General features: G+C 69.4%; 17 protein-coding genes. 7 read left to right on the top strand and 10 right to left on the bottom strand.

The genetic code is table 11. The features are described from left to right. Positions 1–150: 150 nt before the first annotated feature. Positions 151–1,434 (top strand): NAD(P)/FAD-dependent oxidoreductase, encoded by a 1,284-nt coding sequence (locus ACQ260_RS13220; RefSeq protein ID WP_432559920.1) that lies wholly within the window; start codon positions 151–153, stop codon positions 1,432–1,434. Here the strand turns inward: ACQ260_RS13220 and ACQ260_RS13215 are convergent. The 3 genes from ACQ260_RS13215 to ACQ260_RS13205 all read right to left on the bottom strand — a co-directional run bounded on the left by ACQ260_RS13215 (position 1,424) and on the right by ACQ260_RS13205 (position 3,785). Next, positions 1,424–2,323 carry an alpha/beta fold hydrolase gene (locus tag ACQ260_RS13215; protein ID WP_432559919.1) on the bottom strand — a complete coding sequence of 300 codons (900 nt, stop codon included), beginning with the start codon at positions 2,321–2,323 and terminating at the stop codon, positions 1,424–1,426. The two genes, ACQ260_RS13220 and ACQ260_RS13215, sit on opposite strands and share 11 nt — an antisense overlap. Before the next feature lie 57 nt (positions 2,324–2,380). Beyond that, on the bottom strand, positions 2,381–2,977 hold the full coding sequence (locus tag ACQ260_RS13210) for a TetR/AcrR family transcriptional regulator (protein WP_432559918.1): 597 nt from the start codon (positions 2,975–2,977) through the stop codon (positions 2,381–2,383). A gap of 583 nt (positions 2,978–3,560) precedes the next feature. Beyond that, complete coding sequence (locus tag ACQ260_RS13205; protein ID WP_432559917.1) at positions 3,561–3,785, bottom strand: hypothetical protein; 225 nt, start codon at positions 3,783–3,785, stop codon at positions 3,561–3,563. A 22-nt stretch (positions 3,786–3,807) separates the two neighbouring features. Here ACQ260_RS13205 and ACQ260_RS13200 point away from each other — a divergent pair, with 22 nt between their 5' ends. Continuing rightward, a complete protein-coding gene (locus ACQ260_RS13200) occupies positions 3,808–4,350 on the top strand; it encodes a hypothetical protein (protein WP_432559916.1) in 543 nt (180 codons plus the stop codon). A gap of 128 nt (positions 4,351–4,478) precedes the next feature. Here the strand turns inward: ACQ260_RS13200 and ACQ260_RS13195 are convergent, their stop codons facing one another. Next, positions 4,479–5,474, bottom strand: coding sequence for an MsnO8 family LLM class oxidoreductase (locus ACQ260_RS13195; RefSeq protein WP_432559915.1), 996 nt, complete (start codon positions 5,472–5,474; stop codon positions 4,479–4,481). A 268-nt stretch (positions 5,475–5,742) separates the two neighbouring features. Here ACQ260_RS13195 and ACQ260_RS13190 point away from each other — a divergent pair, with 268 nt between their 5' ends. Then, a complete protein-coding gene (locus ACQ260_RS13190; protein ID WP_432559914.1) occupies positions 5,743–6,210 on the top strand; it encodes a hypothetical protein in 468 nt (155 codons plus the stop codon). Positions 6,211–6,220: 10 nt separating this feature from the next. On the opposite strand, the gene ACQ260_RS13185 is transcribed toward ACQ260_RS13190, so the two are convergent. The 3 genes from ACQ260_RS13185 to ACQ260_RS13175 all read right to left on the bottom strand — a co-directional run bounded on the left by ACQ260_RS13185 (position 6,221) and on the right by ACQ260_RS13175 (position 9,029). Next, positions 6,221–6,886 carry a response regulator gene (locus tag ACQ260_RS13185; RefSeq protein WP_432559913.1) on the bottom strand — a complete coding sequence of 222 codons (666 nt, stop codon included), beginning with the start codon at positions 6,884–6,886 and terminating at the stop codon, positions 6,221–6,223. Between the two features lie 59 nt (positions 6,887–6,945). Next, on the bottom strand, positions 6,946–7,368 hold the full coding sequence (locus tag ACQ260_RS13180) for a GatB/YqeY domain-containing protein (protein ID WP_432559912.1): 423 nt from the start codon (positions 7,366–7,368) through the stop codon (positions 6,946–6,948). 116 nt (positions 7,369–7,484) lie between these two features. After that, positions 7,485–9,029 carry a threonine/serine exporter family protein gene (locus ACQ260_RS13175; protein ID WP_432559911.1) on the bottom strand — a complete coding sequence of 515 codons (1,545 nt, stop codon included), beginning with the start codon at positions 9,027–9,029 and terminating at the stop codon, positions 7,485–7,487. A 124-nt stretch (positions 9,030–9,153) separates the two neighbouring features. Here ACQ260_RS13175 and ACQ260_RS13170 point away from each other — a divergent pair, with 124 nt between their 5' ends. Continuing rightward, positions 9,154–11,082, top strand: a complete 1,929-nt coding sequence (locus tag ACQ260_RS13170) for an ABC1 kinase family protein (RefSeq protein ID WP_432559910.1) — start codon at positions 9,154–9,156, stop codon at positions 11,080–11,082. 35 nt (positions 11,083–11,117) lie between these two features. Here the strand turns inward: ACQ260_RS13170 and ACQ260_RS13165 are convergent, their stop codons facing one another. After that, positions 11,118–11,720, bottom strand: coding sequence for a hypothetical protein (locus tag ACQ260_RS13165; RefSeq protein WP_432559909.1), 603 nt, complete (start codon positions 11,718–11,720; stop codon positions 11,118–11,120). A gap of 199 nt (positions 11,721–11,919) precedes the next feature. Between ACQ260_RS13165 and ACQ260_RS13160 the strand changes: the two genes are divergently transcribed. From ACQ260_RS13160 to ACQ260_RS13150, 3 genes are all read left to right on the top strand, one after another. After that, positions 11,920–12,702, top strand: coding sequence for a DsbA family protein (locus ACQ260_RS13160; protein WP_432559908.1), 783 nt, complete (start codon positions 11,920–11,922; stop codon positions 12,700–12,702). After that, on the top strand, positions 12,702–13,541 hold the full coding sequence (locus ACQ260_RS13155) for a cytochrome c biogenesis CcdA family protein (RefSeq protein WP_432559907.1): 840 nt from the start codon (positions 12,702–12,704) through the stop codon (positions 13,539–13,541). Before ACQ260_RS13160 ends, ACQ260_RS13155 begins: the two co-directional genes overlap by 1 nt. A 139-nt stretch (positions 13,542–13,680) precedes the next feature. Further along, the gene (locus tag ACQ260_RS13150) at positions 13,681–14,112 is read left to right on the top strand and encodes an OsmC family peroxiredoxin (RefSeq protein ID WP_432559906.1); all 432 of its coding nucleotides are present in this window, start codon (positions 13,681–13,683) and stop codon (positions 14,110–14,112) included. A 42-nt stretch (positions 14,113–14,154) separates the two neighbouring features. Here the strand turns inward: ACQ260_RS13150 and ACQ260_RS13145 are convergent, their stop codons facing one another. Beyond that, positions 14,155–14,652, bottom strand: a complete 498-nt coding sequence (locus ACQ260_RS13145) for a GNAT family N-acetyltransferase (protein WP_432559905.1) — start codon at positions 14,650–14,652, stop codon at positions 14,155–14,157. After that, entirely contained in the window at positions 14,649–15,374 is a 726-nt protein-coding gene (locus tag ACQ260_RS13140; protein ID WP_432559904.1) for an IclR family transcriptional regulator, read from the bottom strand. The genes ACQ260_RS13145 and ACQ260_RS13140 overlap by 4 nt, the downstream gene beginning before the upstream one ends. Between the last annotated feature and the right edge of the window lie 79 nt (positions 15,375–15,453).

Below are 15,453 nucleotides of genomic sequence, written 5' to 3'. Positions count from 1 at the left end.
TCGAGGTCCCGCCCTTCTCTCATGCTCACCATCAAGGTCAACTGCGCTGCGGCGAGCGCATCGCGTGATGACCGGCGTTCGGGAAGTGAGCCCCGGGGCACCGTCGGGGCCGGATCAGTGATGCAGGTCACATAGGGGCACCATGGAGGCATGACAACCTCACCGGGTGGCGCTGCTGCACCGGGCAGCGCCCTCAATCAGCCACACAGGGTCGCGGTCATCGGCGCCGGCACGGTGGGCCTGGCGACCGCTTGGTTCCTCCAGGAACGCGGCATCTCGGTCGTCGTCCATGAGCGCGAGGGCGTCGCGGCCGGCGCGTCCTGGGGAAACGCCGGGTGGTTGACCCCCGGGATCTGCACTCCGCTGCCCGAGCCGGCGGTCCTGCGCTATGGCCTCCGGGCGGTGTTCAGCCCTTCCTCGCCGGTCTACGTCCCGCCCAGCGTGCGCAGCGATTTCCTCCGCTTCGTCGTCGGCTTCACCCGGCACAGCACCATGGGTGCGTGGCGCCGGGCGATGGGCGCCCTTGTTCCGCTGAACCGCCTGGCCCTGGACTCGTTCGATCTGCTCGAGGCCGGGGGAGTCGCGGCGAGGACGAAACCCGCCGAGAGCTTTGTGGCGGCGTACCGCACGGAAAAGGACCGCGAGACCCTCCTCGCCGAGATCCGGCACATCCATGCCGCGGGGCAGGAGATCGACTTCGAAGCGCTGACTGGGGACGAGGCCCGCGCGCTCGAGCCGGTGCTGTCCGACGAGGTCGGCGCCGCCATCCGGCTCCGGGGTCAGCGATATCTGGCGCCCGGCGATTTCGCCCAAGCCCTTGCCGATGCCGTCGTGGCGCGCGGCGGGAAACTGGACGTCGGTCCTGAGGTGACCGACATCGTCGATCGTGACCGGCTGATCACCGTCTGCACGACGAGTGGCGAGGATGACTACGACGCGGTCGTCCTGGCCACCGGCGCGTGGCTCAGCCGGCTGGCGCGCCCCCTTGGTATGCGGCGGGTGGTGCAGGCGGGTCGGGGGTACAGCTTCAGCGTGCCCGCCGAGCAGTTGCCGAAGGGCCCGGTCTATCTCCCGGTTGCGAGGGTGGCGTGCACGCCGCTCGGCTCGAGACTGCGGGTCGCCGGGATGATGGAGTTCCGGCACCCCGAGGCGCCACTCGATCCTCGGCGGATCCGTGCGATCGTCGAGGCCGCCCGGCCATTCCTGCGCGGGGTCGACCTCGATGATCGCGCCGACGAATGGGTCGGTTCGCGCCCGTGCACCGCGGACGGGCTGCCGCTCATCGGCGCGACAGCCTCGCCCCGGGTGTTCGTTGCGGGCGGCCACGGAATGTGGGGCATCACCCTCGGCCCGGTCACCGGGCGTCTGCTGGCCGAGCAGATCGCCACGGGTGTGGTGCCGAAGGAGTTGTTGCCGTTCCGGCCTATGCGGTGACCTCCGCGAGGATCCCGACGACGGCGGCGAGGGTTTCGGAAGAACGCAGAACGCGATAGTGCCCGTGCCCGGTGGTGAGGAGCAGCTCGGATCCGGGCCACTGCTGCGCCAGCAATTCCGACTCGGCAGGGCTCGTCATCCGGTCGTCGTGGTCGTGCACGATGAGTGCGGGCGGGAGTTGTCGTAACAGCCGCTCGGCCGCGACGAGTGGCAGGAGGTCGAAGTCGCTGAGCGGCCGATGCATCCGACTCCGGAACCGCCGGGCCAGCGGGGTCAGGGTGGGTTTGCCGATTCCGACCGCCTGCGCGAACACGTCCACCATGCCCCGGGTGCTCGCGGCGGGCGCGATCAGCACCTGACGCTGCGGCACGACGCCGTGATGGCGCTGGGTCCACAACACCGACAGACACCCCATGGAGTGTGCGACGGTCGCCGTCGGCTGCCCGAAGCGGTCCGCGACGGCCTGATAGGACTCCGCCATCTCCGGCACCGAGCTCGATCGACGCCCGAACGCGCCGGGCCCGGAGTCGCCGTGAGCAAGGGCGTCGAACGCGACCACCTGATAGCCCAGGCCCAGCAGGAGCGGTGCAAAGGAGCTGAGCTGCTGCCACCAGCCACCCCACCCGTGGACGAGGTACGCGAGCGGCGCAGCCGGATCGCCCCACTGCATGCCGTGCACCGGTTTGCCGTGCAGGGCGACGCTGAACGGGGTCCCCTTGGGGGTGGCGTGCCGGTTGCGGACCGCGGCGGTCGGGGGTCGGCCAACGTGGAACCAGAGGCGCGCGGCGATGGCCGCGGAGAGTTCGGGGTGGACGGCCTCCAGGCTGCGGGTGGTGAGGTGCAGGGCGTGCTGCGTCAGCATTGGCACGATCGTGCTTTTCTTGGTCATTGGGACTCCTTGGGGGTGAGGCGGGTGCGGAATCGGGGTTGGCGGGGACGGGGCGATTCAGGCGCGCAGAGCGGCGAGCAGGCGATCGACGGCTCGCCGGGTGCGGGCGGCCGCTTCGGGGTCTCGGGTCATGCGGTGGGCGAAGTGGTGGCCGAGCATCAGGGAATACAGCTCATGCGCGAAGTCTGTGCTGTCGCTGGGGATCAGGTCGCCGGCGGTCACCGCGGAGCGATGGACCCGCTCGATGGTCTCCTGGAAGGTCGTGTGAAGGCTGACGAGGCGGTCACGCATGGGCCCGTCGGGGGCGTCGTCGAGTTCATTGGCCGCGGCCACGAAGACGCAACCCCCGGGCAGTGCGTACTCCGCCTCCCCATCCCACCCCACCCATCGCTCGACCAGTGTGCGGATCCGGGGAAGGCCCGCCGGTTCCTTCAATGACGGCAGGACGACGGTGTTCTTGAAGTGTTCGGCGGCGTGGTCGAGGATCGCGAGTTGCAGGTTCTCCTTCGATCCGAAGTGGGCATAGAGCCCGCTCTTCGACAGGTCGAGTGCGGCGGCCAGGCCGCCGATCGTGAGGTGGGTCAGGCCGATCCGGCTGGCCTCGCGCAGGCCGCCGCGCACGATCTGTTGTTGGGTCTCCTCGCCCTTGCTCACGGCACAAGAAAAGCACGAGCGTGCTTTTGATTGCAAGGAGGAGGTATTAGACAGGCCGTCAGCGAGCTTCCACCCGCGGCGCCATCCGTGAGCTGCATCGTCCAGGGGCGAGGTGATCGCGATCTGCCCGTCGGCCTCGTCGTCCGCATCAACACCGGCTTCCTCGATCGCACGGGTGCTGTGACCGTCCGCTTCACGGGGCGATTGTTCTCGACCACGAACACATGGGGACGGGCGGTTCACCGCGCACTGCGACGCGGTCGAGCTCCCCGGTCAATGCAGCTGTGGTGCCGGGGTGGATGGTGCCGGGGTCGGCTTGGCAGACGATCTCTTCTCTGCTGCGAGCCATCACGTCACGATTGCCCCACGGCCGATTGCTTCGCTGCTTTGTTTGGCCGACCTCGCAACACGCCCCATCACTCTGCATCACCAGATGCACTCTCCGACACGCATGCATGTCACTAAGTCAGGGTCGTGCTGCAGGGTCGCGACTCAGGTTGCAGGGTCCGAGTCAACACGCCTCGCCAGCCAGCACCGGGTCAGTGAGATTGCTGGGGCAGACTGCGAACGTGCACGCAAAGACTCACATCGCCGGCCGTTCCCAAGCGCTCGCGGGCGCCGCGCTCTGCATAGTGCTCGCAGGCTGCGGCACCGCCCCCTCCTCCGAGCCTGTGACGGCAATCACCCCCACCCCGGCGTCCTCCTCGCCGACGGCCTCGACCCCGACGCCCACGGCATCGTCCGCCGCCCCCACTGCCACCCCGACGGGGGCGCACTCTGCGACACCGACCAAGTCGGCTCTACCCACGGCGCAAGGGCAGCCCGCGTGGGTGCCTTGCTCAGGTGCCGAGTGGGCGGTCGAGGGTGCGGACGCCGAGGGCACGCTCGTCATTGCCATGTGTCCGGACGGCCTCGCGACTTATGAGCAGGGCGAGAAGCTCGCCACCTGGACGGTCGACGAGCGCCGACCCTTCGGGGCGGATGCCAGCGTTGGCGGGTTCCTGCTCACCGTCGAGGACGCTCGGACCGACCAGACGGTCTTCGTCAAGGCCGGTCCGAGCGAGGCTCCCGACCGCAACCTCCTGATCACCAAGCGCCACCCCGATGTCAGTTGTGCGGTGACCGACCCGATGCGTCAGGCACTTCGGGCGGGTGGGTTCGACTTCTTCGCCAACGACCCGTCGCTCAAGGGCGAGTGCGTCGACCGGTGGGTGCGGCTGGCCTCGAACGAGCCCGGGGATTCGACCCTGATGCTGCGGCCGAAGGGCGAGGGCTGGGAGTTCTATACGGGATTCCCGACCGGCATCTGCCGCTCGGAATATCGCACTGCCGGCGGCCCACAAGCCTTCGAGGCGGCGTTCCGGGATTGCTGAGGTCAGGCGACTTCAGTGATCCGAGCCCGACCTGGATCCGGATTGCGTGTCCCTGAGGGACGCCGTCGACGCAGGCGCCATAAGGTGCCGCCGGGCCCGACCCCGGTCTGGAGCACCAGCGCTCCGGTTCATTCGAAGAGCTCTGCCAGGCGACGGTCCGAGTCCCACAGCGCGTCGGTGTCGAACGTGTTCGTCGTGACCAGCAGTTCGTCGGCCCCAGTCCGTGTCAGCAGCTCGGTCAGGCGCTCCGCGACCTGATCCGCTGTCCCGTGGATGGCGGCGGCGAGATGCTCGTCGACCATCGTCTGTTGCCGCGGGGTCTTGCTCCGATCCCGCACGGTCGACACTGGCTCGAGCGGGGTGAAGTCACCGATGGTGCGGGCGGCCGTCATCGCCCACGCCTCCGGCAGCAGCAGGTCCCGCGCAGCCTCGGCGGTCTCGCCGACAGCAACATTCCCCGACGCGATCACATAGGGCTCCGCCCACCACTGGGACGGCGCGAACTCTTCGCGATAGCGTTGCAGGGTCTCCTGCGCCTGGGCCGACTTCCGTCCGGTGAACGCAGGGCCGCCGACGACGACCGCCAGGCCGGCACGCGCGGCATATTCGACGCCCTTGCCCATCGCCAACACGAACGGCGGCGTCATCCCGCCATCGGCCGGCCGAGCCGTGATCGAGGCCGTGCCGGACAGATAGGCCAGCAGCTCGTCCAGGTCCTGCTCGAAGCGTTCGGCTGCATCCCACCCCTGCCGCAACGCGGTCCGGATCGCCTCGGTGAACGCGACCGAGCGGCCGAGGCCGAGGTCAATGCGACCCGGGAACAGCGCCTGCAACGTGGCGGCCTGTTCCGCGACAACCAACGGCTGGTGGTTCGGCAGCATCACGCCGCCCGACCCGACGCGGATCCTGCTCGTCCGTGACGCGATCGCAGCCATCAGGAGCGTCGGTGTCGACCCCGCAATGCCCGGGACGGCGTGATGCTCGGCGACCCAAAACCGTCGATATCCCAACTCTTCGGCCCGGATCGCCCGCTCGATCACCGCGTTCAATGCCTCGGCGGGGGAGCTCCCGGCGCGCGCATTCGCCCGGTCGAGGATCGAGATCGGAATCGTGGGAAGTCGCATCGTTGCTCCCATCGTGGACTGGTCTCCACGGTAGAGCTATTCCGAACCCCTCGAACTATCCGGTCAAGCTCGGGTCCCTCGTCATCGCCGACAAGGGCCGATGTCCGCCGAGCGGGACGACTTTGGCCGGATAGTTCAACACCTGTCGGGATCAAGACCCAACAGAGGCCCTGATCAGGCAGCTGCCTCGCTTCCGTGTGCCTTCAGCGGCCCAGCGGCGGCCCGTTCACGGTGCGGCGCCGCCGTCAGGTTCGGCTAAGTTCATGCCATGCCGAGTCCTGCCGCGGTGCGAGGTCTGGCCACCGCTTTGGCTCTGGGACTGGCTCTGGGACTGGGACTGGCGGGATGTGCCCAGCAGGTCACCGTCACCCGCGCGGGCGATCACCCGTCGGAGGTCCAGGCCCAGGAGCTGCTCGAGATCGCCTTGACGCAGGGGTGTGCCGCGGCGGTGGAGCACTACATCGACGGTTATCACGAGGACCCTGAGCAGCGCGCCCGCTATGCCCAGTCGCACCTCGAACTCTGTGAGAGCCCGCAGGTGCAGCAAGCCCTGGCACCTCGCGCATGGCACTGTGCGGCCGACCTGTTCGAGCTGGAGCGCGTGCGCGTGCAGTGCCGGCCCGATCCGGACAACGGGACCGTTGTGCCGTTCGCCTATCGCACGCCGGAGCATTTCCGCGGCGAGAGCACGAGCATCTCGTGGGGGACGATCCAGTTGGGTGTGGCGAAGAACTGAACGCGCGCGGTCAGTTGCCGTCCAGCCCCGCCTCCAGCACGGCGATCGCGATCTGCACTCGGTTGTCGAGATCGAGCTTCGTGAGGATGTGCGAGACGTGCGCCTTCACGGTCGCCTCGGCCACCACGAGCTCTGCGGCGATATCGGCGTTCGACAACCCGCGCGCGACGAGCACCGCGATCTCCCGTTCCCGTTCGCTGAGCTCGGACAGCCGCGCGCGATGCAGCGCGGCCTTCGCGTCCTCGCGGCGAGCGGCATAACGCCGCACCAGCTTGTGCGTGTCCGCGGGGGAGAGGATGGCCTGACCAGCGGCGACGACCCGCACGCCCTCGATGATCTGCTGCGGTGGCGTGTCCTTCAACAGGAACCCGGAGGCCCCGGCCTCCAGCGCACCGAAGACATAGTCGTCGAGATGGAACGTGGTCAGCACGAGCACCGCGGGATGGCCCGGGCGGGCCGTCAGCACTCGCGTGGCCTCCAGGCCATCGACCCTGGGCATCCGGATGTCCATGAGCACCACATCGGGGTTGGTCTCATCGACCAGCGCCGCGAGCCCATGGCCGGACTCGGCCTCGCCGACGACGGTGATGTCATCCGCCGCACCGAGGATCATCGCCAGCCCCGCCCGCACGAGTGCGTCGTCGTCGACGATCACGACCCGGATCGATTCAGCCATCTTCCATCCCATCCTCCGCGGTCGGCCACGGCAGCCACGCCGCCAAGCGATAGCCCCCCTCAGCAGTCTGCCCCGCCTCCAGCCTGCCGCCGCGTGCCCGCACGCGTTCGCGCAATCCCGGAAGCCCGCGCCCGATTCCGCTCCGTGCGGCGCAGCGTCGTGGCGGCGTGCGCGAGAGCGTCGGCACGAGTGGGGTCTGCGTCTCGGTAGCGCTCAGCTGACTCCCGGAGTTCGGCCTCCTCGTTGGCCACGAGCGAGCGCATGGCCTGTTCCGTCAGCTCCCGGCGCGGTCTGTCCATCCTGCCCACCCCGACGGAGGACATCTCGATCGCTCCGGCGTCGGGTGCGGTTTCGAGCGGGACGGCCTCCGCGTTGTCGATGGCGGACAGCGCGACCCGCAGCGCGCCTGCGGTCTCCCTGTCGCGCTGCCGCATGGCCTGCTTGAGTGCTGACCGGAGTCGGTTCCGGATCGATGAGGTCATGACGTCACCGCACCATGCGCCAACGTGTTCGTCCAGTGACATTCTCCCCCGGTGAGCGGTCCTGCAGGAGGCTGAGCACGTTGCCATCCGATGCACGGACGCACGGTACGCCCGCGTCACTCCCGCGAGTTCGCGGTCGACCGGGCGAGCGCCTTGGACTTCGCGCGTGCCCCGGCGCGGTGGGTGCGGGCGGTGAACCGCCCGAAGTACGCCCCCAGGCTGATCCCGCCCGCAATCGTCAACCCCATCGCCGCTGCTCCCCACAGGAGGCTCGGCCCGCTGGTGCCCGCGGTGGCGGCGGGGCCCGGTTCGACGAGGTAGTACAGACCGCGATAGACCATGCCCCCGGGCAGGAACGCCACGATGCCCGAAGTGGTGATGGCGAGCGCCGGCACGCGCAGCCGCGCAGCCACGGGCTGGGCGAGGAAACCCACGACGACGCACGCGAATCCCGTCCCCACGATCGACTGGAAGCCGAGCTCGGTGGCGAGCACATAGACCAGCCAGCCGAGGACGGCGAGCAGGCAGGAGACGAGGATCGTGCGTCCGCCCGAATAGCCGCTCAGCGCGAACCCCGCCGCGGTCGCTATCACCGCCCCGGTCTGCACGAGCAGGGAGGAGGCGAGGGTGGCGGGCGGGATGAGGTACGCCGGCACGCCCAGCCGGAACGACACGGTGATCACGGCCAGGACGCCGACGAGGATGCCCAGGGTCAGGATGACGACCTCGAAAGTGCGTCCCGACGCGGTCACGTAGTAGCCGTCGATCGCGTCCTGGGCCGCGCCCACGACCGCGAGTCCGGCGAGGAGCACGACGATGCCGGTGGCCACGAGGATCGAGGGCCGGAAGCCGTCGACCATGGGCTCCCAATAGGAGCGCAGGGCCACGAGGACCATTGCGAACGCCGTGGGGATCGCGCCGCCGACGATCTGGCCGAAGAATGCCGGGAGGCGCCGGCGGGCCGTCCACAGCGAGGCACGGTCCACGATCGCCACGATCACCGAGGCGAGGAGGATCTCGAGCGGGGAGCCGCCGAGGAGCGCGCACACACCGGCCGCCATGACCACGAAACCGAGCGTGACGATCGAGCGCCGATAGAGCCGCGGGCGGGCCATGATCTCCTCGAACTGGGCCCGTGCGTCGTCGAGGGGGAGTTCCTTGCGGGCGATATCGTTGATCAGGCGGTGGGTCTCGGCGAGCCGCTGATAGTCGGGTGTGCGGGCCACCACGATCCGCACCATCGTCACCGGGTCGTCGAACGGGCCGCGGTGGTGGGTGACGGCGATCGAGGTGAACGTGACGTCGACGTGCACCGACCGCAGCCCATAGGCGCGGGTCACGGCGATGATCGCCGCGGTGACATCCGCCGACGAGGCACCCGTCGAGAGCGTCGAGTCGCCGATCCGCATCGCGAGGTCGATCACGCTGCGGGAGCGTGCCTGCTCGACCCCGTCGCTGTAGGCCCGCAGGTCCATGCCCCACGTCGGCGCGTCCAGATCCCGCACCACGTCGCGAGCCCGCCGGATGAACTGCCCCCGCTGGGGTTGTTTGCGGCTGGGGGACGGGCCACGACCGCGGCCCGTCGGGTCCTGCGGACCGGTCGCCCGAGGGGGCTGCTCATCGTTCGTGCCAAGGGGTTCGTGCGCGGGCTGGTCGGACACGGGCACCACTGTGCGCCATCGCCTGCGTGGGGGCAAGCCGGGAAGATTCGCGGACGAAACAGGCGCTCGGGCACGGAGCGGATCTCTGACAGACTCGCCGCAGCCGACACCCCCGGAGGTTTCCTTGACGCTTATCGCCGCCCTTGTGAACGTGGTGCTGTTGCTCTATGTGACGCGCCGCCTCCTCGGCGTACCCATCGGCTGGGGCCGCGTCGCGATCGTCTCCTTCATCACCAACGGGTTCCTCAACGACGCCGCGCAGCTCTATCTCGACACTTTCCAGATCGACCCGTCGAGCCCGCAGCTGGCTGCACTGGCGCTGACCGTGGTCGTGCTCGGCTGCGTGGTCACGGCCCAGATGATCGTGCTCACCGTGATCGAGGCCTTCCTGCCGACCGTCAAGGTGCCGGCACTGACCGCGGTCCTGACCGGCATGCCCGCATGGTTTCGTCGCCTGCGCCGCTATGCCGGGATCTGGTGGATCCTGTTGCGGCGGGGACTGACCGCTTACCTCGGCCCCACCCCCAACCCCGACCTCCCCACCCCACGGGTCGCCCGGTCCCTGCGGCTGGCGCTGACCGACGCGGGCGTGACGTTCGTGAAGTTCGGGCAGATGCTCGCGACCCGGGCGGATCTGCTGCCGCCGGCCGTCGTCGCCGAGCTGTCGAAGTTGCATTCGGAGGTGGCGGCGGAGCCCTGGGCGGAGGTACGCCCAGCGGTCGCGTACGCGGTCGCGAGACCGCTCGACGAGGTCTTCTCCGAACTGTCCGACGTGCCCATGGCCGCGGCCTCGGTCGCGCAGATCCATGCCGCCACGCTGGTGGACGGCACGGAGGTCGTGGTGAAGGTGCAGCGGCCCAAGGCCCGCAAGCAGGTCACCGCGGATCTCGACATCCTCCACCGGTTCGCGGCGCGGCTGGAGCAGCAGACCAGCTGGGGCCGTGCGATCGGCGCGGTGGCGCTCGCGGAGGGCTTCGCGCAGTCGCTGCACGAAGAGCTCGATTATCGGATCGAGATCGCCAACATGCGCGGCGTGGCCCGGACGAACGATCTGATCGTGCCCGAGCCATTCGACGAACTGTCCTCCTCGGAAGTCATCGTGATGGAGCGGCTCGCGGGCAAGCCGCTGTCCTCGGCGGGTGCGGAGCTCGCCGCACTGTCTGCCGAGCGTCGCAAGGAGCTCGCCGAGGAGCTGCTGGGCGGCGTGCTCCAACAGATCTTCGTCTCCGGTGTCTTCCACGCCGACCTGCATCCCGGCAACGTCGTCCTCACCTCCGACGGCCTCGCGCTGCTCGACTTCGGGTCGGTCGGTCGCCTGGACCGGCCGGTGCGCATGGCGCTGGTGATGTTGTTGTACGCCGTGGAGCGGCAGGACTCCATCGCCGCCACCGACGCTCTGCTGGACCTGCTGGACCGGCCCGCGGACCTCGACGACCGCGTCCTCGAGCGGGAGATCGGGTCGATGATCGTGCGCTATGGCGACGGGCTCGCCCCCGGTGGAGCCGCCGCCGTCTTCACCGAGCTCATCAACCTCGTCGCCCGGCACGGGTTCCGGGTGCCGCCCCAGTTGGCGGCGGTGTTCCGGACGCTCGGCACCCTGGACGGGACTCTCCGCCTGCTCGATCCGGGCATCGACCTCGTCGGTGTCGCCCGGGCGCGGGGGAGCGAACTCGCCAAGCAGATCACCGGTCCCGCGGCCGTGAAAGAGCAGGCCGAGCATCAACTCGCGACCCTGCTGCCGGTGCTCGCGCGGCTGCCGCGCCGACTGTCCCGGATCAGCGAGCAACTGGAGGACGGCACGCTGACGGTGAACGTCCGCAGCATGGGGGACGTGCGCGATCGTGCCTGGGTGGCCGGGGTCGCACATCAGCTCAACGTCACCCTGCTCGCCAGCATGCTCGGGATCGGCGGCACGTTCCTCATCACCCGCGACGGCGGCGCGATGCTGCTGCCGACGTTCGGGATGTTCCAGTTCCTCGGCCTGGTGTGCCTGTTCCTGGCCTTCACTTTGGGTACGCGGGTGCTCGCGCACATCTTCTTCCACAGTCGCTGACGCACCGCCCGGGGCTGCTGGGGTGCGCACGCAGGTCAGCCGGCGATGGAGCCCGGCCGCTTCGGCGCCGGGCAGGCGACCTGGCCCTTCAGGCTCCAGACGAGGGCAACGCCGGCCATCGCCAGCGCGATCAGTCCCATGAACGGCTGGACGGGTGCGAACCACGTCATCGCGCCGGCCGAGCCCAGCGCCAGCAGCACGATCTTGTTGCACACCGGGCATCCGACGGCGAACCAGGCCAGCACACCACCGGCCATGCCGAGCCGGCCGCTGCGTCGCTCGGCGCGCTCGGCCGCAGGGTCAGCGGGAACCTGGGTGCCGCCGGGTCTGCGTACGTAGGTCGCGACCAGCATTCCCGACAACACCGACGCGAGCAGCCAGACCGGATAGTTCCACCACACCGTCGGCACCTCGCGCCCGAACACCGGATTCGGGAACATCACCGTCGCGGCGCCGATGAGCAGCGCGATCGCCACCGACGCGAACACCGCAACCAGAATCTGGCGCCGGCCCCACATCCGCAGCGCTGTCCAGGCCTGGCGCGGGGTCTCCAGCAGCGGAGACCGTCCGGCAGGACGGACCGTCTGGATGTCGAGTTCGGTCGCGGGCTGCTCGGAGAGGCGCGCGATTGGTTCCATGCCTCCACTATGGCTCATGGGTCCGGGCGTGTCGGTGTGGGAAGTACCGACGGACCGGGTGCGACCCCGATAGGAGCGATGCCGGGCCGCTGACGGGTACATCTCAGGGGCCGGACCGGGATTTCGGACTAGGGTGGCGGCGCCGCCGATACTCAGGAGAGATGCAGTGAGCCCGGAGAGCCGTCACCCGGAGAATCCAGTGAATCCCGATCGCGCGAAGAACTCCGGACGGTCGGGCAAGCGCGCCTGGCTGTTCCCCGTCATCGTCGTCACACTCGCAGTGATTCTGATCGCGGCGTCGTTGGGTCGCAGCCAGGGCCGCGACGCGGCGACCCCCGGTCCGGTGCCGACGGCCGAGGTGTCGGGCCAGGAACAACAGCAGCGGGAGAGCGCGCAGGACGTCTATGACAAGCAGGCGCCCCTGCGCGAGGAGGTCGAGCGCCGCGACGCCGAGGACGCCCTGTCGATGGGACCGGTCGACGCGCCGGTGGTGCTGGTCGTCTTCTCCGACTATCAGTGCCCCTATTGCGCGAAGTGGAACGCGGAAACGCTGCCGACCCTGCAGCGGCACATCGACGCAGGCAAGCTCCGCCTCGAGTGGCGGGACGTGAACGTGTTCGGCGAGGACTCGGACCGGGGCGCGCGGGCGGCCTTCGCGGCCGGGCAACAGGGCCGGTTCTGGGACTATCACGAGGTCCTGTTCGCCGACGGACAGTCACGAACCGCACGCGAGCTCACCGAGGACAACCTCATCGCGCTCGCCGAAGAGATGGGCGGTCTCGACATGGCGCGGTTCCGTGCCGACCTCGCATCAGTGGAGACCAAGGAGGCCGTGGATCGCAACGCGATGCTGGGCCTGCAACTGGGGGTGGCGTCGACGCCGTCGTTTGTGTTCGGCGGCCAGCCGATCGTGGGGGCGCAGCCGGCATCCGTGTTCGAGAGCGCGTTCGACCTGGCGCTCGCCGGGGCGGAGAACTCCTGATGGACATCGGGCTCGTCAGCGCGTTCCTCGGCGGTGTGCTGGCGCTGTTGAGCCCCTGTGCCGCGCTGCTGTTGCCCGCATTCTTCGCGTCGACCATCGGCTCGGGGCCGAGGCTGCTGCTGCACGGTGCGGTGTTCTATGTCGGGATGCTCGTGCTGCTCCTCCCGCTCGGAGTCGCGGCCGGGGTCGTCGGATCCCTGTTTCTCCAGCATCGGCAGGGGATCGTGATCGTGGCCTCGCTCGTGCTGATCGTTCTCGGCATCGCTCAGCTTTTCGGGGCCGGCTTCGACGTGTCCCGGGCGCTGCCCGGAGTCTCCGGCCTGCAGTCGCGCGCCGGTGCGGCTACGGGCTTGGCCAAGACATTTCTCCTCGGCATCGCCAGCGGGGTCGCGGGCTTCTGCGCCGGTCCGATCCTGGGTGCTGTGCTCACGCTGGCCGCGTCCCGCGGCAACCCGATCACGGCGGCCGGGTTGCTGGCGGTCTATGGTGCCGGCATGGTGGCGCCGCTGCTCGGGATCGCCGCCCTGTGGCGGACGCTGGGCGATCGAGGACGCCGAGCCCTGCGGGGGCGCAGCGTGACGGTCCTCGGCCGCGACTTCCACACCACCTCACTGGTCACCGGTCTGCTGATGATCGGTGTCGGCATCCTGTTCTGGACGACGAACGGACTCGTCGGCGCGCCCGAGCTCATCCCGGCCGACACACAGGCATGGCTCACCCAGCAGGCGGCGCGCGCGAGCGGCCCGGTCGTCGAGGTCACGGTGATCCTGCTCGTGGCGGTGGCGCTGCTGGTGGGGTGGGGGCTTCGGCGTCGGCGTGCTGCTGATCGTCTTCGGTGAGCCGATCGGACCGCGTACCCACTGCTGACTAGGTGTTCCGGGTCGGCTGGGGTGCGTCGGGTCCCTACCGAGCGGCTGGCGCATTTAGTCGGCGGTTAGCGTAGGTATTCCCGAACAGCCCAATTGCGAGGAGGCAATGATGGCAACACGCAACGGGAACGCGATCTGGCGCGGCGACCTGCAGACCGGCGAGGGTGAGGTGACGGTGGGCAATGGCGTCCACACAGGTCCCTATTCCTTCAAGTCTCGCTTCGAGGACGGCAGCGGCACCAACCCCGAGGAACTGATCGCGGCTGCGCATGCCGCGTGCTATTCGATGCAGTTGTCGGCGATGTTGGCGGAGAAGGGTACGCCGGCCACCAGCGTCGACACCGACGCCGTCTGCCAGCTGCGGTTCATCGACGGCGCGCCCACGATCACGGCGATCAACCTGACCACGGTAGGCGTGGTCGAAGGCCTGAGCGAGGACGGCTTCGTCGCGGCCGCAGAAGAGGCGAAGGCAGCCTGCCTCGTCACCCGCGCCCTCGCGGGCGTGGAGGAGGTCAACCTGAAGGCGCGACTCAAGGGCTGAGTTCCCCGGCTGGGACTGAGTTCCCGGCTCGTCTGTCGGCGGTCAGAGGCTCCGCTTGAAGCCGGTGTGACTCGCCACATAGCCGAGCCGTTCATAGAAGCGATGCGCGTCCGGGCGGCGCTGGTCCGAGGTGAGTTGGGCCAGCGCCGCTCCGCGTTCCCGGCCCCAGTCGTGCGCCCAAGCGATGAGCGCGGCCCCGAGGCCACGCCCGCGTACGCCCGCGCCCACGCGCACCGCCTCGATCTGCAGTCTTGTCGCCCCGGCCCGGGCCAGGCAGGGGATGAGGGTGAGTTGCATGGTGGCGACGATCTGATGCGCCGCATCCCGGGCCACCAGCAGCAGGTGCGCAGGGTCGGCGTCGATAGCGGCGAACGCAGCGGCATAGGGCGCCGGATCGGGGGTCTCGCGGGTGCTGCCCAGGGGATCGTCGGTCAGGAGCGCGACCAGCGCGGGCAGATCGTCGGCGGTGGCGCGTTCCAGATGGTACGCAAGCCCTGCGACCTCGATGATCGCCGGAACCTGCGGCCCCGAACCGATCACCGCATCTCCTGCAGGGACTTGCCGATCAAGGCTGCGCTCCGGCGCAGTTGGTCGACGTGGGCCTCGAACTTGAACGCGCCGCTGCGCCCCGCGAGAGCCAGCGCCGCGATGGCCCGGCCGCCATAGTTCACCGGGACCGCGACCGACAACAAGCCCGGCCCCGTTTCCTCGCGTTCGACCGCATAGCCCTGTTCCCGGGCCCGCTTCAGCTGTTCGGCCAGAACGCCCGGGGCAACGATCGAATATTTCGTCATCTTCGGCAACGGCCCGCGCAGCACCTTCGACACCTCCGATGCCGGGCGGTGAGCGAGCAGGATCTTGCCCATCGACGAGCATGTCGCGGGTCCCCGCCCGCCATAGCGGATCGGCCAGACGACGGATTGCGAGCCGCGCATGCGGGCAACGTGGATGATCTCGTCCCGCTGCAGGGCGCCCAGGTGGACCGTCTGCTTCGTCAGGGCGAAGAGGTCCGCCATGTGGGGGAGCGCTGCGCTGCGCAGGCCGCGCGGCTGCACGGCGTCGAAGCCCGTGCCCAGTTCGAACAGCAGCCACCCGGGTCTGTATTGCTTCCCGTGGCGCTCCACATAACCGATCTCCTCGAGGTGCGCGAGCAGCCGGAAGGCCGTGCTCTTGGGTAAACCGGTCTGGCGCGCGAGCTCGGTGACCCCCATCGGGGTGTCCTGCAGGCGGAAGCAGTCGAGCAGCGCCAGTGCTTTCGACACCGACGTGACAGCGCTCGCATCGTCTGCCGCAGGGGATCGTCGAGCCGGTCGTGAGCTGTTCGCAGACGTTGTCACGTCC

The organism is Ammonicoccus luteus (assembly GCF_050880385.1).
Lineage (GTDB): Bacteria > Actinomycetota > Actinomycetes > Propionibacteriales > Propionibacteriaceae > Enemella.
The sequence above is the reverse complement of the archived record's forward strand: the minus strand, read 5'-3'. Positions and strand labels throughout refer to the sequence as shown.